Raw genomic sequence first — 19,904 nt, 5'->3', positions numbered from 1 at the left:
ACTTCGGATTCGAACTTGGTGTGCGGCTTGATGGTGCCCGGCTTGGCCAGTACCTGACCACGCTCCACGTCTTCACGCTTCACGCCACGCAGCAGCGCGCCAACGTTCTCACCAGCACGGCCTTCGTCCAGCAGCTTGCGGAACATTTCAACACCGGTACAGGTGGTCTTGGTGGTATCTTTGATACCCACGATTTCCACTTCTTCGCCAACCTTGACGATACCGCGCTCTACACGACCGGTTACTACGGTACCACGGCCTGCGATGGAGAAGACGTCTTCGATCGGCATCAGGAACGGCTGGTCAATCGCACGCTCCGGCTCCGGGATGTAGGTATCCAGGTGGTTTGCCAGTTCCAGGATCTTCTCTTCCCACTGAGCGTCGCCTTCCAGCGCTTTCAGTGCGGAACCACGTACGACCGGCAGGTCATCACCCGGGAAATCGTACTCGGACAGCAGTTCGCGAACTTCCATCTCGACCAGTTCCAGCAGCTCTTCGTCATCGACCATGTCGCACTTGTTCATGAACACGATGATGTACGGAACGCCTACCTGACGACCCAGCAGGATGTGCTCACGAGTCTGCGGCATCGGGCCGTCAGTCGCTGCTACTACCAGGATCGCGCCGTCCATCTGGGCAGCACCGGTGATCATGTTTTTAACGTAGTCGGCGTGACCCGGGCAATCTACGTGGGCGTAGTGGCGGGTAGCGGTGTCGTATTCTACGTGGGAGGTGTTGATGGTGATACCACGCTCACGCTCTTCCGGTGCCTTGTCGATCTGGTCGAAGGCGAAAGCTTTACCACCGAAGTGCTTGGCCAGCACGTTGGTGATGGCAGCGGTCAGGGTGGTTTTACCGTGGTCAACGTGGCCGATGGTGCCGACGTTTACGTGCGGTTTATTACGCTCAAATTTTTCTTTAGACACGACGTAGTCCTTCTAGGTTAAACCCGCCTACCGTCGTAGGCGGGGAATCTTAAATTACTTGGATTTGCGCTCTTCGATCACGGCCTGGGCGACGTTGGTCGGGGCATCGTGATACTTGGCGAATTCCATGGCGTAGGAAGCGCGACCCTGGGTAGCAGAACGCAGGGAGGTGGCGTAACCGAACATCTCGGCCAGCGGCACCAGAGCACGTACGATCTTGCCGGACGGGCCATCTTCCATGCCTTCGATCAGGCCGCGACGACGGTTCAGGTCACCGATCACGTCGCCCATGTAGTCTTCCGGAGTCTCGACTTCGACCTTCATGATCGGCTCGAGCAGAACCGGGTTGGCCTTCATGAAGCCAGCCTTGAACGCGAGGGAAGCAGCGATCTTGAACGCCAGTTCGGAAGAGTCGACATCGTGATAGGAACCGAAGTGCAGACGCACGCCCAGATCCATTACCGGATAACCTGCCAGCGGGCCGGACTTCAGCTGCTCGCGGATACCCTTGTCGACGCCCGGAATGAATTCGCCCGGAATCACGCCACCCTTGATGTCGTTGACGAATTCGTAGGCTTTGCCTTCTTCCAGCGGGTACATGTCGATAACGACGTGACCGTACTGACCACGACCACCGGACTGCTTGGCATGCTTGCCTTCGATGTCCTTGACGGTGGTGCGGATGGTTTCACGGTAGGCAACCTGCGGCTTACCTACGTTCGCTTCTACCTTGAACTCGCGACGCATACGGTCAACGATGATGTCCAGGTGCAGCTCACCCATACCGGCGATGATGGTTTGGCCAGATTCTTCGTCGGTCCATACACGGAAGGACGGATCTTCCTGAGCCAGACGGCCCAGAGCCAGACCCATCTTCTCCTGGTCAGCCTTGGATTTCGGCTCAACGGCAATGGAGATTACCGGTTCCGGGAATTCCATACGCTCCAGGATGATCGGGGCGTTCTCGTCACACAGGGTGTCACCGGTGGTGACGTCCTTCAGACCGATGGCTGCGGCGATGTCGCCCGCACGAACTTCTTTGATCTCTTCACGCTTGTTGGCGTGCATCTGAACGATACGGCCAAAACGCTCGCGCTTCTCTTTGACGGAGTTCAGCACGGAGTCACCGGAGTTAACCACACCGGAGTAAACGCGGAAGAAGGTCAGGTTGCCCACGAACGGGTCGGTAGCAATCTTGAACGCCAGAGCGGAGAACGGCTCGTCATCGGAAGCGTGACGCTCGTCCTTGGTCTCGCCGTCCAGCTTCAGACCGTCGATAGCAGCAACGTCGGTCGGCGCCGGCAGGTACTCGACCACGGCATCCAGCATGGCCTGTACGCCCTTGTTCTTGAACGCGGAGCCACAGGTAACCAGGATGATTTCGTTGTTCAGAACGCGTTGACGAAGAGCCTTCTTGATCTCTTCTTCGGTCAGCTCTTCACCACCCAGGTATTTTTCCATCAGGTCTTCAGACGCTTCGGCAGCGGCTTCAACCAGGTTCATGCGCATTTCTTGCGCTTGTTCCAGCAGCTCGGCCGGCACGTCTTCGTAGTCGAAGGAAACGCCCTGGTCGGCTTCGCTCCAGTTGATGGCTTTCATCTTGACCAGGTCGATAACACCCTTGAAGTTCTCTTCTGAACCGATGTTCAGTTGCAGCGGAACCGGGTTGCCTTTCAGACGGGTCTTGATGTGCTCAACGCAGCGCAGGAAGTTGGCACCGGTACGGTCCATCTTGTTGACGAACGCGATACGGGGAACCTTGTACTTGTTAGCCTGACGCCATACGGTCTCAGACTGGGGCTGTACGCCACCTACGGCACAGTACACCATCACGGCGCCATCCAGAACACGCATGGAGCGCTCTACTTCGATAGTAAAGTCAACGTGGCCCGGGGTATCGATGATGTTGATACGGTGCGGTTGGAACTGTTTACCCATACCGGACCAGAAAGCGGTGGTCGCGGCGGAGGTGATGGTGATACCACGCTCTTGTTCCTGTTCCATCCAGTCCATGGTGGCGGCGCCATCGTGAACTTCACCGATCTTGTGACTTACGCCGGTGTAAAACAGGACGCGTTCGGTAGTAGTAGTCTTACCGGCGTCGATGTGAGCGGAGATACCGATGTTACGATAACGCTCAATGGGGGTTGTACGAGCCATTGTCATCCTCTTACTAGGGCACTTGTCCCCAGATAATTAAAGGTGCGCAGAGCCATAAGACCCTGCGCAAGCGGATTACCAGCGGAAGTGAGCGAAGGCCTTGTTCGCTTCAGCCATACGGTGAACGTCTTCACGTTTCTTGACAGACGAACCCTTATTCTCAGCGGCATCCAGCAGCTCGCCAGCCAAACGCTGAGCCATTGATTTTTCACCACGTTTACGAGCGGCATCAACCAACCAGCGCATCGCCAGGGCGTTGCGACGTACCGGACGAACTTCTACCGGCACCTGATAGGTTGCACCACCGACGCGACGAGATTTAACCTCGACCGCCGGACGAATGTTGTCCAGAGCGACTTCGAACAGGGCCAGGTGCTCTTTGCCAGATTTGGTGGCAATGATGTCCAGGGCGCCATATACGATGGCTTCTGCAACAGATTTCTTACCGTCAACCATTACTACGTTGACAAATTTAGCCAGCAGCTCAGATCCGAACTTGGGATCCGGCAGGATTTTACGCTGACCAACAACACGACGTCTTGGCATTTCAAATTCTCCGTAACTTCAGGGGTTACCCAAAACTAGAAAGTTATCTAACTAGAAACGAATTAACGTTTGGCCTTACTTAACGGAGAACCATTAAGCTTTCGGACGCTTCACGCCGTACTTGGAGCGAGCCTGCTTACGGTCTTTAACACCGGCACAGTCCAACGCACCACGAACGGTGTGATAACGAACACCTGGCAAGTCCTTTACACGACCGCCACGGATCAGAACAACGGAGTGTTCCTGCAGGTTGTGACCTTCACCACCGATATAGGAGGTGACTTCGAAGCCGTTGGTCAGACGTACACGGCATACTTTACGCAGTGCAGAGTTAGGCTTCTTCGGGGTGGTGGTGTATACACGGGTGCATACGCCACGCTTCTGAGGGCACGCTTCCAACGCCGGCACGTTGCTTTTCACAACGAGCTTGGTGCGTGGCTTGCGAACCAACTGGTTAATAGTTGCCATCAAAAGGCTCCTGATAATGACTTCATAAACGTGTGAAAAATCCTCCCCGCAGATACGGGGACGCGAAATTTTATGCCCTGTTGTCTGGGGAGTCAAGATTTATACAATTTGTGCACCGAAATGGCAAATGGCAGTCCGTTACCATTATGCTAAGCACCTGAGTTATATCGTGAAAATACAAACTAGCTGGCCCAGGTCTGCGGCGATCCATGTTCGGCGATCAGGCTGATCAAACCGGGCATGTCGAGTTCCATCCCGATCCCGGATGACAATCCCCTCGCCTGCAAGTCTTCCACCATGACATAGAGCGGAATGCCAGCCAGCCGTTCACGCCACGACGGCGCCACCGTGGCCACCACGGCGTCCTGCATCAGCACCATCAGATCCTCTTCCCGACGATAGCGCAGCGCCTGCTCGAGATCCTGAGTCAGGAAGGGAGAGTTCAATACCATCTGTATCATGGGCACCTCAGAAGCAGATGTGGGTGGTGAAATCGTCCCAGGAACGGCGGATCTCCGTGGGAGACAGCAGGGTCACGGGGATCAGCAGATCCGCCACCGTCAGCCCGCGCTCGGCCAGCGACACCGCGCAGACGTAGACCTCCTCGATGTCATACAGTTCCAGCATCTTGAAGGTCGGGGCGTAGTGACGCTGCAGTGTCGCCTGGGGCGACTGCTCCTTCACCAGCTGCAATACGCCGTCTCCCATCAGGAAGAGGGCCAGAGACTCTGTCAGGGCCGAGGTCGCCAGCAGGGCATCCAGCCCCTCCCGACCGCTCGCCGTACCGTGAGGACCACGGCGACAGATAAAAGCTATCTTGCTCATGTCTCCCCCTAGAACTGGACGAAGCGATCGGCAGTCAGGCTGGCCTCGGCCAACTGGCCCAGGCCGCTCAGGCGAAACGGCACCTGCAGATTGAACTGGGATTTGCCTGCACTCTTCGCCTCCGTCTCGTCGATCACCCCACGTCGCATCGCCGCAGCCACGCACACATCGATGGCGATGCCTTGTGCCAGCGCCAATTCACGCCACAGCGCAACCAGATCGGTCTCATCGCTGGCCGGGGCATGCAGACCGTTGCCGTTGTGAACCCCATCCTGATAGAAAAACAGATGGGACAAACGGTGCCCCTGCTCGACCAGGCTCAGGGCAAAACGATAGGCAGTGCTGGCCGTCTGGGTACCATAGGCGGGCCCGGTGACCAGCAGCGCAAAATTCAGACTCATGTCCGGACTCCTGCAAGGGTATGCAACCATTCTACCTCAAAGACGAAAAAGCCCCTCCTGGGAGGGGCTTCTGCCAATACAGAGGCTCAGAGATGAGCAATGGCTTCCACTTCGACCAGGACGTCCTTGGGCAGGCGCGCCACTTCCACGCAGGAGCGTGCGGGAGCGGACTCCCCGAAGTAGCGTGCATACACCTGGTTGAAGGCCACGAAGTTGTTCATGTCGCTGAGGAAGCAGGTGGTCTTCAGCACCTTGCTGGTATCCGCCCCTGCGGCCTTCAATACTGCAACCAGATTCTTCATCACCTGTTCGGCCTGAGCTTCGATGCCACCGGCGACTATGTCCATGGTGGCAGGATCGAGCGGGATCTGCCCTGAGGTGAACACCAGCTCACCCAGCTTGGTCGCCTGAACATAAGGGCCAATTGCGGCTGGCGCCTTGTCGGTTGCAATCACTTCTTTAGCCATTGTTATCTATCCCCTATCTATGGCGCTTACTCGCTCTCTTCTTCACCCTGCTTGCGCTGTCGGATGTAGAGATACACGGTATGTTTAGAAATATTCAGCTTGTCGGCGACCAGGTTGATCGAGTCCTTGATATCAAATATGCCCTTCTCGAACAACTGGGTCACGATAAAACGGTTCTTCGCGTTGTTGGCCACGGAGGGATCACGGTTGATCTCGTCGATGGTGTTGTCCACCGTCTGGGCAACCAGCTCCTCGACGCTGTTGGCGAAGGTCTCCGGCGATTGGCGCTCCACCTGCTGCGGGGTCGGGAAGAACTCGGCCACGAACTCGTGGAAGGGCGCATTGATGTGCAGGTTGATGCAGATAAGACCGATCACCTGCTTGTCGCGGTTGCGGATGGCGATGGTGCTCGATTTCATCAGGGCACCGGTCCGGCTGCGGGCAAAATAACTCTGGGTGTGATCCTGACCCGTGCTCTCGATGTCCTTGAGCATGCGCAGGGCGAGATCGGTGATCGGCGCCCCCAGAGTACGACCCGTATTGAAACCATTCGCGATTTGGATCACGGACTCATGCAGATTTTCCAGGGAGTGGAGCACCACCTCGCAGTGCTTGCCGAACAGATCGGCCAGGCCATCGATGAGGCCCCCATATGAACGCAACAATTCCCTGTCTTCGTCTGTAAAAGCGCGACCGCTCAGTTGCTCTTCGGGAAGCAGTACTTCCTCGATACCGACAGCCATGTTCTACCCCTGTAATACCCATTCAACTTTCCCGAGTTTTCAATTGCGAGGGATCAATGTCAACTTTTTTTGATTTTTTGCTCTATAACCTTGCACTGGATCATCCCCTGCCCCAGCCCGGTGCAGGCTGGCGGCCGGGGGCTGAACGAAAAAAGGGCCCCTTGAAGGGGCCCTTTTCGGTCACGGCAGCGGAAGATTACTCTTCGTCAAAGCTGCCGGCTGCGTTGAGCAGATCCGCCAGATTTTGCTGAGCCTCATCGGCAGTCACCTGCGGTACACCGACAGCACGGGCTGCGGCGGCACGCTGGTTGATCCGGCTGTGGTGGTAGGCAAAGCCGGTACCCGCCGGGATCAGACGACCCACGATCACGTTCTCTTTCAGGCCACGCAGTTCGTCGCGCTTGCCGCCAACGGCCGCTTCGGTCAGAACCCGGGTGGTTTCCTGGAAGGAAGCCGCGGAGATGAAGGACTCGGTGCTCAGAGATGCCTTGGTAATACCCATCAGGATGTGACGGTAGGTAGCCGGGGTCTTGCCTTCGGCAACCAGTTTACGGTTGGCAATCTTCACACGGGCCACTTCAACCTGCTCGCCTTCGATCAGGTCGGTGTCGCCGGCGCTCAGGATCTCGCACTTGCGCAGCATCTGACGCACGATGACTTCGATGTGCTTGTCGTTGATCTTAACGCCCTGCAGACGGTAAACGTCCTGCACTTCGTTCGCGATGTAGTTGGCGACCGGGCTGATACCGCGCAGACGCAGGATGTCGTGAGCAGACTCAGGACCGTCCGCCAGGACTTCACCCTTCTCAACTTTTTCACCTTCGAACACGTTGAGGTGACGCCACTTCGGAATCATCTCTTCGTAGATCTCGCCACCGTCGGTCGGGGTGATGACCAGGCGGCGCTTGCCCTTGGTCTCTTTCCCGAAGGAGATGGTGCCGGAGATCTCGGCCAGGATGGCCGGCTCTTTCGGCTGACGAGCTTCGAACAGATCCGCAACGCGCGGCAGACCACCGGTGATGTCCTTGGTACCACTGGACTCTTGCGGGATACGCGCAACAGCGTCACCCACGCCCACGTTGGCGCCATCTTCCAGGTTCACGATCGCCTTGCCCGGCAGGAAGTACTGGGCGGGAACGTCGGTGCCCGGGATCATCACATCCTTGCCGTTCAGGTCGACCAGTTTCACGGTCGGACGCATCTCTTTACCGGCGCTCGGACGCTCGTTGACGTCCAGCACGACGATGGAGGAGAGACCGGTCAGCTCGTCGGTCTGACGAGTGATGGTCACGCCATCGATCATGTGTTCGAAGTGCAGACGACCCGCCACTTCGGTGATGATCGGGTGGGTGTGCGGGTCCCAGTTCGCGACGGTATCACCGGCGCTCACGGCCTGGCCATCCTTCACTTCCAGGACGGAACCGTAAGGCAGCTTGTGGCTTTCCTTGGTACGGCCCATCTCATCCATGATGGTCAGCTCGGTAGAACGGGAGGTGATAACCAGCTTGTCAGAGTTGTTCAGAACGAACTTGGCGTTCTGCAGCTTGATACTACCGGTGTTCTTCACCTGGATGCTGCTCTCGGCAGCCGCTCGGGATGCGGCACCACCGATGTGGAAGGTACGCATCGTCAGCTGGGTACCCGGCTCACCGATGGACTGGGCGGCGATAACACCGACAGCCTCACCCTTGTTAACCAGGTGACCACGGGCCAGATCACGGCCGTAGCAGTGAGCACAGTTGCCGAAGTCGGTCTCACAGGTGATGGCGGAACGTACCTTCACGCGGTCGACGGAGTTGCGCTCCAGCAGGTCACACAGCTGCTCGTCGAGCAGGGTGTTGCGCGCTACCAGCACTTCATCCTCGGTACCCGGCTTGATGACGTCCTCGGCCACCACACGACCCAGCACGCGCTCACGCAGCGGCTCGACCACGTCGCCACCCTCGATCAGCGGAGTCATCCACAGACCGTCGGTAGTGCCGCAATCGTCCTCGGTGATCACCATGTCCTGGGCCACGTCAACCAGACGACGGGTCAGGTAACCGGAGTTCGCAGTCTTCAGTGCGGTATCCGCCAGACCCTTACGAGCACCGTGAGTGGAGATGAAGTACTGCAGTACGTTCAGACCTTCACGGAAGTTCGCCACGATCGGCGTTTCGATGATGGAACCATCCGGCTTCGCCATCAGGCCACGCATACCGGCCAGCTGACGGATCTGGGCGGCGGAACCCCGCGCACCGGAGTCGGCCATCATGAAGATGCTGTTGAAGGAGGCCTGCTCTTCCTCATCGCCCAGGGAGTTGACGTTACGTTCCTTGGAAAGGTTGTCCATCATGGCCTTGGAGACGCGATCGTTCGCGCTGGCCCAGATATCGATAACCTTGTTGTAGCGCTCGCCCGCGGTCACCAGACCGGACAGGAACTGGTCCTGGATCTCGGCGACTTCGGCTTCAGCGGCGGCGATGATGTCTTTCTTGGCATCCGGGATGACCATGTCATCGATACCAACGGACGCACCGGACAGGGCCGCGTAGTGGAAACCGGTATACATCAGCTGGTCAGCGAAGATGACGGTGTCCTTCAGGCCCTGCTTGCGATAGCAGGTGTTCAGCAGACGGGAGATGAGCTTCTTGCCCAGCGCCTTGTTGGAGACGCACTTGATCCAGTTCTGCGGGTTGGCGTCTAGGTCAGCCTGCTCTGCAGCAGTCAGTACCTTGGGCTCGTCGATCAGCGCGTATTCCATGCCTTTGGGCAGGATCAGGCTCAGGATCGCACGACCAACGGTGGTGTTCTTCATCTCGGTCTTGGCAACCAGCTCACCGGCTTCGTTCTTCACGTACTCGGTGATGCGGCACTTGACGCGTGCGTGCAGGTCGGCCAGACCGGCACGGTAGACCTTCTCGGCCTCTTTCGGACCGGACAGCACCATACCTTCGCCCTTGGCGTTGATACGGGCACGGGTCATGTAGTACAGACCCAAGACCACGTCCTGGGAAGGAACGATGATCGGCTCACCGGAGGCGGGCGACAGGATGTTGTTGGTGGACATCATCAGGGCGCGCGCTTCCAGCTGGGCTTCCAGGGTCAGCGGTACGTGGACCGCCATCTGGTCACCGTCGAAGTCCGCGTTATAGGCGGCACAGACGAGCGGGTGCAACTGGATGGCCTTGCCTTCGATCAGGGTCGGTTCAAACGCCTGGATACCCAGACGGTGCAGGGTCGGTGCACGGTTCAGCAGCACCGGGTGTTCGCGGATCACTTCGTCCAGGATGTCCCAAACGACGGCTTCCTCGCGCTCCACCATCTTCTTGGCGGCCTTGATGGTGGTCGCCAGACCGCGGGATTCCAGCTTGCCATAGATGAAGGGCTTGAACAGCTCCAGCGCCATCTTCTTCGGCAGACCGCACTGATGCAGACGCAGGGTCGGACCTACGGTGATAACGGAACGACCGGAGTAGTCGACACGTTTACCCAGCAGGTTCTGACGGAAACGACCTTGCTTACCCTTGATCATGTCGGCCAGGGATTTCAGCGGGCGCTTGTTGGAACCGGTAATGGCACGACCACGACGGCCGTTGTCCAGCAGGGCATCCACGGACTCTTGCAGCATGCGCTTTTCGTTGCGCACGATGATGTCCGGAGCCGCCAGGTCCAGCAGACGCTTCAGACGGTTGTTACGGTTGATCACGCGACGGTATAGATCGTTCAGATCGGAGGTCGCGAAACGGCCGCCGTCCAGCGGTACCAGCGGACGCAGGTCCGGCGGCAGCACGGGCAGCACTGTCATGATCATCCACTCCGGCTTGTTGCCGGACTGCAGGAAGGCTTCCATCAGCTTCAGACGCTTGGTGGTCTTCTTGCGCTTGGTCTCGGAGTTGGTCTGATCCAGCTCCTCACGCATGGCTTTGACTTCGCCTTCCAGATCGATGGCACGCAGCAGGGCCAGAATGGCCTCGGCACCCATCTTGGCGTCGAATTCGTCGCCCCACTCTTCCAGTGCGTCCAGATAGTTCTCTTCGGACAGCATCTGGCTGCGCTCGAGGTTGGTCATGCCGGGTTCGATCACCACATAGGATTCGAAATACAGCACGCGCTCGATGTCACGCAGGGTCATGTCCAGCAGCAGACCGATACGGGACGGCAGGGACTTCAGGAACCAGATGTGGGCAGTCGGGCTGGCCAGCTCGATGTGGCCCATGCGCTCGCGACGGACCTTGGTCTGGGTCACTTCTACGCCGCACTTCTCACAGATCACACCACGGTGTTTCAGGCGCTTGTACTTGCCGCACAGACACTCGTAGTCCTTCACCGGTCCGAAGATACGGGCGCAGAACAGACCATCACGCTCCGGCTTGAAAGTCCGGTAGTTGATGGTCTCAGGCTTTTTGACCTCACCGAATGACCAGGAGCGGATCATGTCAGGAGAGGCCAGACCGATCTTGATACTGTCAAACTCTTCGGTCTTGGTCTGAGCCTTCAAAAACTTGAGTAAGTCTTTCACGTGTTTCCCCTGTCAGGAGTCTAACCTCGGCGCCCCAGCTGCCGAAACAGCGGGACGCCCACGTCAATTCTCGAACAATAAGAGCGAGCTCTTACTCTTCGTCCAGCTCGATGTTGATACCCAGAGAGCGGATTTCCTTCAGCAATACGTTGAAGGATTCGGGCATGCCCGGCTCCATACGGTGGTCGCCATCCACGATGTTCTTGTACATCTTGGTACGGCCGTTCACATCGTCAGACTTGACGGTCAGCATTTCCTGCAGGGTATATGCCGCACCGTAAGCCTCCAGGGCCCACACTTCCATCTCACCGAACCGCTGACCACCGAACTGCGCCTTACCACCCAGCGGCTGCTGGGTAACCAGGCTGTAGGAACCGGTAGAACGCGCGTGCATCTTGTCGTCTACCAGGTGGTTCAGCTTCAGCATGTACATGTAACCCACGGTGACCTTACGCTCGAAGGCGTTACCGGTACGACCGTCGAACAGGGAGATCTGACCGGATTCCGGCAGGTCGGCCAGCTTCAGCAAGGCCTTGATTTCACGCTCTTTGGCGCCATCAAAGACAGGTGTAGCCACCGGCAGACCCTTACGCAGGTTACCCACCAGGGTACGCACGTCGTCGTCGGACAGCTCGGCAATGTTCACTTGCTGGGAGTCCTTCTCGCCCAGGTCATAGACCTGCTGCAGGAACTCGCGCATCTCGTGCAGCTCGCGCTGCTCTTTGATCATGCGGTCGATCTTCTCGCCGATGCCCTTGGCCGCGAGGCCCAGGTGCACTTCGAGGATCTGACCGATGTTCATACGAGACGGTACGCCCAGCGGGTTCAGTACGATGTCGACCGGACGGCCGTATTCGTCATGGGGCATGTCCTCGACCGGGCAGATCTTGGAGATAACACCCTTGTTACCGTGACGGCCCGCCATCTTGTCACCCGGCTGGATGCGACGCTTGACTGCCAGATAAACCTTGACGATTTTCAGTACGCCCGGCGCCAGATCGTCACCCTGGATGATCTTGCGACGCTTGTTCTCGAACTTCTTGTCAAACTCGGCCTTCAGCTCAACGTGCTGTTCAGCGATCTGCTCCAGTTCGATTTGCTTGGCTTCATCTTCGATGGCCAGTTCAAACCACTTGGAACGCTCGAGCTTGTTCAGACGATCTTCGCTGTAGCCGGCGGCCAGCAGCAGGTTGCGGGAGCGGCCGAAAATGCCGTCTTCCAGGATCTTGAACTCTTCGGTCAAGTCCTTCTTCGCTTCCTTCAGCTGCATCTCTTCGATTTCTTTGGCGCGCTTGTCTTTTTCCACGCCATCGCGGGTAAAGACTTGCACGTCAACCACGGTACCGTACACACCGTTCGGTACGCGCAGGGAGGAGTCCTTCACGTCGGACGCCTTCTCGCCAAAGATGGCGCGCAGCAGCTTCTCTTCCGGGGTCAGCTGGGTTTCGCCCTTCGGGGTCACCTTGCCGACCAGGATGTCGCCGCCCTTCACTTCCGCACCCACGTAGACGATACCGGACTCGTCCAGCTTGGACAGCGCGGCTTCACCCACGTTCGGGATGTCGGCAGTGATCTCTTCCGGACCCAGCTTGGTGTCGCGGGAGATACAGGCCAGTTCCTGGATGTGGATGGTAGTCAGGCGATCTTCCTGAACCACGCGTTCGTTCACCAGGATCGAGTCTTCGAAGTTGTAACCGTTCCACGGCATGAACGCGACGCGCAGGTTCTGGCCCAGCGCCAGTTCACCCAGGTCGGTGGACGGGCCGTCAGCCAGCACGTCGCCCGCCATCACCGGCTCGCCCAACATCACGCACGGACGCTGGTTGATACAGGTATTCTGGTTGGAACGGGTGTACTTGGTCAGGTTGTAGATGTCGATGCCGGCTTCGCCAGGCAGCAGCTCATCTTCGTTGACCTTGATAACGATACGGGAGGCATCGACGTAGTCGATCATGCCACCACGCTTGGCCACCACGGTTACACCGGAGTCGACGGCCACGGCGCGTTCCATACCGGTACCTACCAGCGGCTTGTCGGCGCGCAGGGTCGGTACGGCCTGACGTTGCATGTTCGAACCCATCAGGGCTCGGTTAGCATCATCGTGCTCCAGGAAGGGGATCAGGGCCGCTGCCACAGAGACGATCTGTTGCGGGCTCACGTCCATATACTGGATCTGGTCAGCGTTCATAAAGGTGGATTCACCCTTGTGACGGCACGGGATCAGCTCATCTTTCAGACGGCCATCTTCGGTGGTCGCGGCGTTGGCCTGGGCGATCACGTACTTGCCTTCTTCGATCGCGGACAGGTAGTCCACTTCGTCGGTGATCACACCGTCGATCACCTTGCGGTACGGGGTCTCGAGGAAACCGTACTCGTTGGTGCGGGAGTACACGGACAGCGAGTTGATCAGACCGATGTTCGGACCTTCCGGCGTTTCGATGGGGCACAGACGGCCGTAGTGGGTCGGGTGTACGTCTCGAACTTCGAAGCCGGCACGCTCACGGGTCAGACCGCCCGGGCCCAGCGCGGAGATACGGCGCTTGTGGGTCACTTCGGACAGCGGGTTGTTCTGGTCCATGAACTGGGACAGCTGGCTGGAACCGAAGAACTCTTTGACCGCGGCGGAGATCGGCTTGGCGTTGATCAGATCCTGCGGCATCAGGGTGTCCAGATCGCCCAGAGACAGGCGTTCCTTCACCGCACGCTCGACACGCACCAGACCGACGCGGAACTGGTTCTCGGCCATTTCGCCGACGGAACGGATGCGACGGTTGCCCAGGTGGTCGATATCGTCCACTTCGTCGTTGCCGTTACGGATGTCGATCAGACGCTTCATGACCTCGACGATGTCGTCCTTGGTCAGCACGCCGACGCCGGTCTCGTCTTCACGACCCAGACGGCGGTTGAACTTCATCCGACCCACGGTAGACAGGTCGTAACGCTCGGAAGAGAAGAACAGGTTCTCGAACAGCTGTTCGGCCGCTTCGCGAGTGGGCGGCTCGCCCGGACGCATCATGCGATAGATCTCGACCAGGGCTTCCAGGCGGCTGGAGCTGGAGTCGATACGCAGGGTCTCGGACATGTAGGCACCGTGGTCCAGTTCGTTGGTGAACAGAACCTCGAAGTGCTTGAAGCCGGCTTGGGACAGGTTGGCTACCGCTTCCAGGCTCAGGGCCTGGTTGGCAGTGACAACCATTTCACCAGTCTGCGGGTGCGCGTAGTTTTTGGCAGCAACTTTGCCAACAACATACTCGACCGGCACCTCGATTTGGGTGATGCCGTCTTTTTCCAGCTGGCGGATGTGACGCGCGGTGACACGACGACCGGTCTCGACCACCACGGCGCCATTGGCAATGATGTCGAAGGTCGCGGTTTCGCCACGCAGGCGCTCGGGCACCAGATCCATCATCAACTTGCCATCCTTGACCTCGAAACCTATGGTCTCGAAGAAGGTGGCCAGGATTTCTTCGGAGCTGAAGTCCAGGGCGCGCAGAATAATGGAGGCCGGCAGTTTGCGACGACGGTCGATACGGACAAACAGGTTGTCTTTCGCATCGAACTCGAAGTCCAGCCAGGAGCCACGGTAGGGGATAACGCGGGCGTTATACAGTACCTTACCGGATGAATGTGTTTTGCCTTTATCGTGGTCGAAGAAGACGCCCGGGCTGCGGTGCAGCTGGGAGACGATAACCCGCTCGGTACCATTGATGACAAAGGTGCCGTTTTCGGTCATGAGCGGAATTTCGCCCATGTATACTTCTTGTTCCTTGATATCTTTGACGGTGCCGGCAGCTGCTTCACGGTCGTACAGAACCATACGAAGCTTGACACGCAGCGGCGCGGAGTAGGTCACTCCACGGATCTGGCATTCTTTTACGTCAAATACCGGCTCACCCAGGCGATAGCTGACATACTGAAGCTCAGCACTACCGGAGTAACTGGTGATCGGGAAAACGCTACGGAAAGCGGCCTCTAGGCCATATTCACCTTCCGGGTCGGCCTCGATGAACTGCTTGAAGGAGTCCAGCTGAATGGACAACAGATAAGGCGTGTCCAGTACCTGGTCTCGCTTACCGAAGTCCTTACGAATGCGTTTTTTTTCGGTATAAGAGTAAACCATAGGGTTCCTCAGCTCGCTGATAAGTGACCCACTCTGTCCCGCGGGACAGCTCTGTCTCAACACCGTTTTGTGTTGGCCCGAACGATGAAGCGGTCCGGATTGCTGGTGCACCGAGAGTCGTAAACGGTGTGAAATGCTCTCAGTCTACAGCGCAAAAAGGCTGGTGAACAAACATTCACCAGCCCTAGCCTGTTTTATCAGGCTAATCTACATAAATGCAGATTATTTGATCTCAACAGAAGCACCGGCAGCTTCCAGCTCTTTCTTCAGAGCTTCAGCTTCGTCCTTGGACACGGCTTCTTTCAGATTGGTCGGAGCAGCTTCTACCAGGTCCTTGGCTTCTTTCAGGCCCAGACCGGTAGCGCCACGAACGGCCTTGATGACGGCAACTTTGTTGGCGCCAGCAGCAGTCAGAACTACGTCGAACTCGGTCTTCTCTTCTACTGCTTCAGCAGCAGCCGGGCCGGCCATGACGGCAGCAGCGGCAGAAACACCGAACTTCTCTTCCATAGCTTCGATCAGCTCAACAACTTCCATTACGGACATGGAAGCAACGGCTTCGATGATTTGGTCTTTAGTGATAGACATGACAAAAATTCCTGATGTTGAATAAACTCAAACAGCCTAGATAGGCGAGAATCAAGCAGCAGCTTGTTTCTGGTCGCGAACAGCCGCGATAGTACGAACCAGCTTGCCAGCAGAGGCTTCCTTCATGGTAGCCATCAACTTCGCAATTGCTTCTTCGTAGGTCGGCAGCGTGGCCAGACGATCAATTTGTGCTGCGGCGATAAACTCACCGTTAAAAGCGCCAGCCTTGATTTCGAACTTTTGGTTCGCTTTGGCAAACTCTTTGAACAGACGAGCGGCAGCGCCCGGGTGTTCGTTGGAGAAAGCAATCAAGGTAGGACCGGTAAATGCGTCGTTCAGGCACTCGTATTCGGTACCTTCTACCGCGCGACGCAGCAGGGTGTTACGCACAACGCGCATATACACACCAGCTTCACGAGCGGTCTTACGCAGGACGGTCATCTTGTCTACAGTGACGCCGCGAGAATCGGCTACAACTGCAGAAAGAGCGCCTTTGGCAGCTTCGTTGACTTCAGCAACAATTGCCTTTTTGTCTTCGAGTCCCAATGCCATTGGCTTAACTCCTGGATTGAATCCGGGTCTGTTGACCCAGTACTGACACATCCCCCCTACCTTTACAACAGAGGGGAACGATGCGGTAGCAGGATTCCAGAAGAGAAAGAATCTTTCTCGCTGGGTTTCCGGCACCGTCTACGCAGGAAGAATTAAGGCCCTGCGGCCTCCTGCGGTCTTGGACGGAGGTCGAAACCCCCAACCAATCAAGGCGCAAAATTATAGATTAAATTTTGCGCCTTGTAAAACCCATCAATTAGGCCTGCGCTTCCAGGGAAGCTTGGTCTACGGCAACACCGGCACCCATGGTGGTGGAGATGCTGACTTTCTTGATGAATACACCCTTGGCGGAGGACGGCTTGGCCTTCTTCAAGGCAACCAGCAATGCTTCGAGGTTTTCTTTCAGCTGAACTTCGTTGAAAGAGACCTTGCCCAGGGTGGTGTGAATGATACCGTTCTTGTCGTTACGGTAACGAACCTGACCAGCCTTGGCGTTCTTGACGGCTTCGGCTACGTTCGGAGTCACGGTACCAACCTTCGGGTTCGGCATCAGGCCGCGCGGGCCCAGGATCTGGCCCAGTTGACCAACAACGCGCATGGCATCCGGGGATGCGATCACGACGTCGAAGTTCATCTCGCCTTTCTTGACCAGCTCGGCCAGATCATCCATACCAACCAGTTCAGCACCGGCAGCCTTGGCGGCTTCGGCGTTGGCACCCTGGGTGAACACGGCGACACGGATGTCACGACCGGTACCGTGCGGCAGTACAGTTGCACCACGTACGTTCTGGTCAGATTTACGAGCATCGATACCCAGGTTAACGGCAACGTCAACGCTTTCAACGAACTTGGCAGTAGCCAGTTCTTTCAGCAGGGCAATGGCTTCGTTGATGGAGTACTCTTTGGTACCGTCAACTTTTTCGCGAATAACGCGCATACGCTTGGACAGTTTAGCCATTGTCTTACTCCTCCACTACCAGGCCCATGGAACGAGCGGAACCGGCGATGCAACGTACTTTTGCATCCAGATCGGCACCAGTCATATCCGGCTCTTTGGTCTTGGCGATTTCTTGCAGCTGAGCCACAGTCACCTTACCAACCTTGTCTTTGTTCGGCTTGGCGGAACCAGACTGGATACCAGCGGCTTTCTTCAGCAGGAAGGAAGCGGGCGGAGTCTTGGTTTCGAAGGTGAAGGAACGGTCGCTGTAAACGGTGATCACGACCGGAGTCGGAGAACCTTTTTCCAGCTTCTCTGTACGGGCGTTGAATGCCTTACAGAATTCCATGATGTTCACACCGTGCTGACCCAGAGCAGGACCAACGGGAGGGCTGGGGTTAGCACTGCCAGCCTTAACTTGCAGCTTGATATAAGCTGTGACTTTCTTAGCCATTACAAAAATACCTCAAAAATGGGTTCTAACGCCTCGGAGACATGCTCCTGCAAACGGCTCCCCAACAAATAAAGGGGCAGCGAATTATAGAGATAATCGCTGCCCCTGACAACCGTTAAACGTACAGAGATTAATCAGCCTTTCTCGACCTGACCAAAATCCAGTTCTACCGGTGTTGAGCGGCCGAAGATCAGTACGGAGACCTTCACGCGGCTCTTTTCGTAGTCCACCTCTTCAACAGTACCGTTGAAGTCGGCGAACGGACCATCGGCAACCCGGACCATCTCACCCGGTTCAAACAGGGTTTTCGGACGCGGCTTGTCGTGGGCATCTTGCAGACGATTGAGGATGGCATCCGCTTCTTTATCGGAGATAGGAGCGGGACGATCGGAAGTGCCGCCGATGAAGCCCATGACGCGCGGTACATTGCGTACCAGGTGCCATGTGGTCTCATCCATCACCATCTGAACCAGGACGTAGCCCGGGAAAAATTTGCGCTCACTCTTGCGCTTCTGGCCAGCGCGCATCTCGACCACTTCTTCGGTCGGGACCAGCACTTCGCCAAACAGCTCTTCCATGCCATGCATCTTGATATGTTCACGCAGGGATTTGGCAACCCGGCCTTCATAGCCGGAAAACGCCTGCACCACATACCATCTCATACGCTGTTCACGTTGTTCAGTCATGGCTTATCCTTACACACCGGTAATCAGGTTGACCAACCAGACCAAGGCACCGTCCAAGACGAACAGCAACAGCCCCATCACGGCGGTCACCGCCAGCACTATCAGGGTTGTCTGAATGGCTTCCTGACGGGTTGGCCATACGACCTTGCGGACTTCCAGGCGAGACTCACGAGCAAAAGCCAGTGTTGCCTTGCCCTTGGTGGTTTGCAGGGCCACTGCACCGGCAGCGGCGATGACAACGACCACACCCAGGGCGCGGACGGCAGCAATAACGTCGCTCAGCAGGTAATTGCCCACTACAGCGGCCGCCAGGATGATGAAAACCAGGCCCCAAAGCAGGGTATCCTTGCTTCCGCCCTGACCCTCAGAACTAACACTCATACAACCCACCTGTATCTGACGTAACCAAAGACACAAAAGCCCCGTACGAGACGAGGTATATGGCAGGGGCGGCAGGACTCGAACCCGCAACCATCGGTTTTGGAGACCGCTGTTCTACCAATTCGAACTACGCCCCTGCATAAGAAAGCCCCTATTATAGGGGCTTTGCTTTATTTATGTAAGCCAAGATTAAGCGATAACTTTGGCTACAACACCAGCACCTACGGTACGGCCACCTTCACGGATAGCGAAACGCAGGCCGTCGTCCATCGCGATCGGCGCAATCAGGGTAACAACCATCTTGATGTTGTCGCCCGGCATCACCATCTCTACGCCTTCCGGCAGTTCGATGGTACCGGTCACGTCGGTAGTACGGAAGTAGAACTGCGGACGGTAGCCCTTGAAGAACGGGGTGTGACGACCACCTTCTTCCTTGGACAGCACGTAAACTTCGGATTCGAACTTGGTGTGCGGCTTGATGGTGCCCGGCTTGGCCAGTACCTGACCACGCTCCACGTCTTCACGCTTCACGCCACGCAGCAGCGCGCCAACGTTCTCACCAGCACGGCCTTCGTCCAGCAGCTTGCGGAACATTTCAACACCGGTACAGGTGGTCTTGGTGGTATCTTTGATACCCACGATTTCCACTTCTTCGCCAACCTTGACGATACCGCGCTCTACACGACCGGTTACTACGGTACCACGGCCTGCGATGGAGAAGACGTCTTCGATCGGCATCAGGAACGGCTGGTCAATCGCACGCTCCGGCTCCGGGATGTAGGTATCCAGGTGGTTTGCCAGTTCCAGGATCTTCTCTTCCCACTGAGCGTCGCCTTCCAGCGCTTTCAGTGCGGAACCACGTACGACCGGCAGGTCATCACCCGGGAAATCGTACTCGGACAGCAGTTCGCGAACTTCCATCTCGACCAGTTCCAGCAGCTCTTCGTCATCGACCATGTCGCACTTGTTCATGAACACGATGATGTACGGAACGCCTACCTGACGACCCAGCAGGATGTGCTCACGAGTCTGCGGCATCGGGCCGTCAGTCGCTGCTACTACCAGGATCGCGCCGTCCATCTGGGCAGCACCGGTGATCATGTTTTTAACGTAGTCGGCGTGACCCGGGCAATCTACGTGGGCGTAGTG

Annotated in this window: 18 protein-coding genes and 1 tRNA gene; all 19 read right to left on the bottom strand. The window is 57.2% G+C overall.

Annotation, left to right across the window (positions count from 1 at the left end):
• Positions 1 to 926, bottom strand: a 926-nt coding sequence (gene tuf / locus AB5Y72_RS12980; protein WP_368198883.1) for an elongation factor Tu, incomplete at its 3' end; no start/stop codon positions are given.
• Between the two features lie 54 nt (positions 927 to 980).
• Positions 981 to 3,086, bottom strand: coding sequence for an elongation factor G (gene fusA / locus AB5Y72_RS12975; RefSeq protein ID WP_042074448.1), 2,106 nt, complete (start codon positions 3,084 to 3,086; stop codon positions 981 to 983).
• A 75-nt stretch (positions 3,087 to 3,161) separates the two neighbouring features.
• Positions 3,162 to 3,632, bottom strand: coding sequence for a 30S ribosomal protein S7 (rpsG, locus tag AB5Y72_RS12970; protein WP_042074449.1), 471 nt, complete (start codon positions 3,630 to 3,632; stop codon positions 3,162 to 3,164).
• A gap of 93 nt (positions 3,633 to 3,725) precedes the next feature.
• Entirely contained in the window at positions 3,726 to 4,100 is a 375-nt protein-coding gene (gene rpsL, locus AB5Y72_RS12965; protein WP_026456685.1) for a 30S ribosomal protein S12, read from the bottom strand.
• Positions 4,101 to 4,282: 182 nt separating this feature from the next.
• On the bottom strand, positions 4,283 to 4,561 hold the full coding sequence (gene tusB, locus AB5Y72_RS12960; RefSeq protein ID WP_325782817.1) for a sulfurtransferase complex subunit TusB: 279 nt from the start codon (positions 4,559 to 4,561) through the stop codon (positions 4,283 to 4,285).
• A gap of 7 nt (positions 4,562 to 4,568) precedes the next feature.
• Positions 4,569 to 4,925 (bottom strand): sulfurtransferase complex subunit TusC, encoded by a 357-nt coding sequence (tusC, locus tag AB5Y72_RS12955; protein ID WP_325782816.1) that lies wholly within the window; start codon positions 4,923 to 4,925, stop codon positions 4,569 to 4,571.
• Between the two features lie 8 nt (positions 4,926 to 4,933).
• The gene (gene tusD / locus AB5Y72_RS12950) at positions 4,934 to 5,326 is read right to left on the bottom strand and encodes a sulfurtransferase complex subunit TusD (RefSeq protein ID WP_209795069.1); all 393 of its coding nucleotides are present in this window, start codon (positions 5,324 to 5,326) and stop codon (positions 4,934 to 4,936) included.
• Between the two features lie 86 nt (positions 5,327 to 5,412).
• Positions 5,413 to 5,793 (bottom strand): RidA family protein, encoded by a 381-nt coding sequence (locus tag AB5Y72_RS12945; protein ID WP_042074462.1) that lies wholly within the window; start codon positions 5,791 to 5,793, stop codon positions 5,413 to 5,415.
• Positions 5,794 to 5,819: 26 nt separating this feature from the next.
• Positions 5,820 to 6,536, bottom strand: coding sequence for a transcriptional regulator (locus AB5Y72_RS12940; protein ID WP_042074464.1), 717 nt, complete (start codon positions 6,534 to 6,536; stop codon positions 5,820 to 5,822).
• 196 nt (positions 6,537 to 6,732) lie between these two features.
• On the bottom strand, positions 6,733 to 11,037 hold the full coding sequence (gene rpoC, locus AB5Y72_RS12935; protein WP_042074468.1) for a DNA-directed RNA polymerase subunit beta': 4,305 nt from the start codon (positions 11,035 to 11,037) through the stop codon (positions 6,733 to 6,735).
• Positions 11,038 to 11,128: 91 nt separating this feature from the next.
• A complete protein-coding gene (gene rpoB / locus AB5Y72_RS12930) occupies positions 11,129 to 15,157 on the bottom strand; it encodes a DNA-directed RNA polymerase subunit beta (protein WP_043808756.1) in 4,029 nt (1,342 codons plus the stop codon).
• Positions 15,158 to 15,379: 222 nt separating this feature from the next.
• A complete protein-coding gene (gene rplL / locus AB5Y72_RS12925; RefSeq protein WP_010675957.1) occupies positions 15,380 to 15,745 on the bottom strand; it encodes a 50S ribosomal protein L7/L12 in 366 nt (121 codons plus the stop codon).
• A gap of 51 nt (positions 15,746 to 15,796) precedes the next feature.
• Positions 15,797 to 16,297 (bottom strand): 50S ribosomal protein L10, encoded by a 501-nt coding sequence (gene rplJ / locus AB5Y72_RS12920; RefSeq protein WP_005339895.1) that lies wholly within the window; start codon positions 16,295 to 16,297, stop codon positions 15,797 to 15,799.
• A gap of 256 nt (positions 16,298 to 16,553) precedes the next feature.
• Positions 16,554 to 17,255 (bottom strand): 50S ribosomal protein L1, encoded by a 702-nt coding sequence (gene rplA / locus AB5Y72_RS12915; protein WP_010675958.1) that lies wholly within the window; start codon positions 17,253 to 17,255, stop codon positions 16,554 to 16,556.
• Between the two features lie 4 nt (positions 17,256 to 17,259).
• Positions 17,260 to 17,688, bottom strand: a complete 429-nt coding sequence (gene rplK / locus AB5Y72_RS12910) for a 50S ribosomal protein L11 (RefSeq protein ID WP_005306313.1) — start codon at positions 17,686 to 17,688, stop codon at positions 17,260 to 17,262.
• A 134-nt stretch (positions 17,689 to 17,822) separates the two neighbouring features.
• Complete coding sequence (nusG, locus tag AB5Y72_RS12905; RefSeq protein ID WP_010675959.1) at positions 17,823 to 18,374, bottom strand: transcription termination/antitermination protein NusG; 552 nt, start codon at positions 18,372 to 18,374, stop codon at positions 17,823 to 17,825.
• 9 nt (positions 18,375 to 18,383) lie between these two features.
• Positions 18,384 to 18,755 carry a preprotein translocase subunit SecE gene (gene secE, locus AB5Y72_RS12900; protein ID WP_010675960.1) on the bottom strand — a complete coding sequence of 124 codons (372 nt, stop codon included), beginning with the start codon at positions 18,753 to 18,755 and terminating at the stop codon, positions 18,384 to 18,386.
• Positions 18,756 to 18,815: 60 nt separating this feature from the next.
• A tRNA-Trp gene (locus AB5Y72_RS12895) sits at positions 18,816 to 18,892 on the bottom strand.
• A gap of 52 nt (positions 18,893 to 18,944) precedes the next feature.
• Positions 18,945 to 19,904 (bottom strand): elongation factor Tu (gene tuf, locus AB5Y72_RS12890; protein ID WP_368199059.1); only part of this gene is annotated, 960 nt, incomplete at its 5' end.

This window comes from Aeromonas sp. R7-4, assembly GCF_040908055.1.
Classification (GTDB): Bacteria; Pseudomonadota; Gammaproteobacteria; order Enterobacterales; family Aeromonadaceae; genus Aeromonas; species Aeromonas sanarellii.
Note: the sequence above shows the minus strand (reverse complement) of the source record. Positions and strands in the feature narration are given on the sequence as shown.

Excerpts from the sequence above, each read along its gene's own strand:
- fusA (WP_042074448.1), bottom strand. The coding sequence starts at position 3,086 with ATGGCTCGTACAACCCCCATTGAGCGTTATCGTAACATCGGTATCTCC.
- rpsG (WP_042074449.1), bottom strand. The coding sequence starts at position 3,632 with ATGCCAAGACGTCGTGTTGTTGGTCAGCGTAAAATCCTGCCGGATCCC.
- rpsL (WP_026456685.1), bottom strand. The coding sequence starts at position 4,100 with ATGGCAACTATTAACCAGTTGGTTCGCAAGCCACGCACCAAGCTCGTT.
- tusB (WP_325782817.1), bottom strand. The coding sequence starts at position 4,561 with ATGATACAGATGGTATTGAACTCTCCCTTCCTGACTCAGGATCTCGAG.
- tusC (WP_325782816.1), bottom strand. The coding sequence starts at position 4,925 with ATGAGCAAGATAGCTTTTATCTGTCGCCGTGGTCCTCACGGTACGGCG.
- tusD (WP_209795069.1), bottom strand. The coding sequence starts at position 5,326 with ATGAGTCTGAATTTTGCGCTGCTGGTCACCGGGCCCGCCTATGGTACC.
- AB5Y72_RS12945 (WP_042074462.1), bottom strand. The coding sequence starts at position 5,793 with ATGGCTAAAGAAGTGATTGCAACCGACAAGGCGCCAGCCGCAATTGGC.
- AB5Y72_RS12940 (WP_042074464.1), bottom strand. The coding sequence starts at position 6,536 with ATGGCTGTCGGTATCGAGGAAGTACTGCTTCCCGAAGAGCAACTGAGC.
- rpoB (WP_043808756.1), bottom strand. The coding sequence starts at position 15,157 with ATGGTTTACTCTTATACCGAAAAAAAACGCATTCGTAAGGACTTCGGT.
- rplL (WP_010675957.1), bottom strand. The coding sequence starts at position 15,745 with ATGTCTATCACTAAAGACCAAATCATCGAAGCCGTTGCTTCCATGTCC.
- rplJ (WP_005339895.1), bottom strand. The coding sequence starts at position 16,297 with ATGGCATTGGGACTCGAAGACAAAAAGGCAATTGTTGCTGAAGTCAAC.
- rplA (WP_010675958.1), bottom strand. The coding sequence starts at position 17,255 with ATGGCTAAACTGTCCAAGCGTATGCGCGTTATTCGCGAAAAAGTTGAC.
- rplK (WP_005306313.1), bottom strand. The coding sequence starts at position 17,688 with ATGGCTAAGAAAGTCACAGCTTATATCAAGCTGCAAGTTAAGGCTGGC.
- nusG (WP_010675959.1), bottom strand. The coding sequence starts at position 18,374 with ATGACTGAACAACGTGAACAGCGTATGAGATGGTATGTGGTGCAGGCG.
- secE (WP_010675960.1), bottom strand. The coding sequence starts at position 18,755 with ATGAGTGTTAGTTCTGAGGGTCAGGGCGGAAGCAAGGATACCCTGCTT.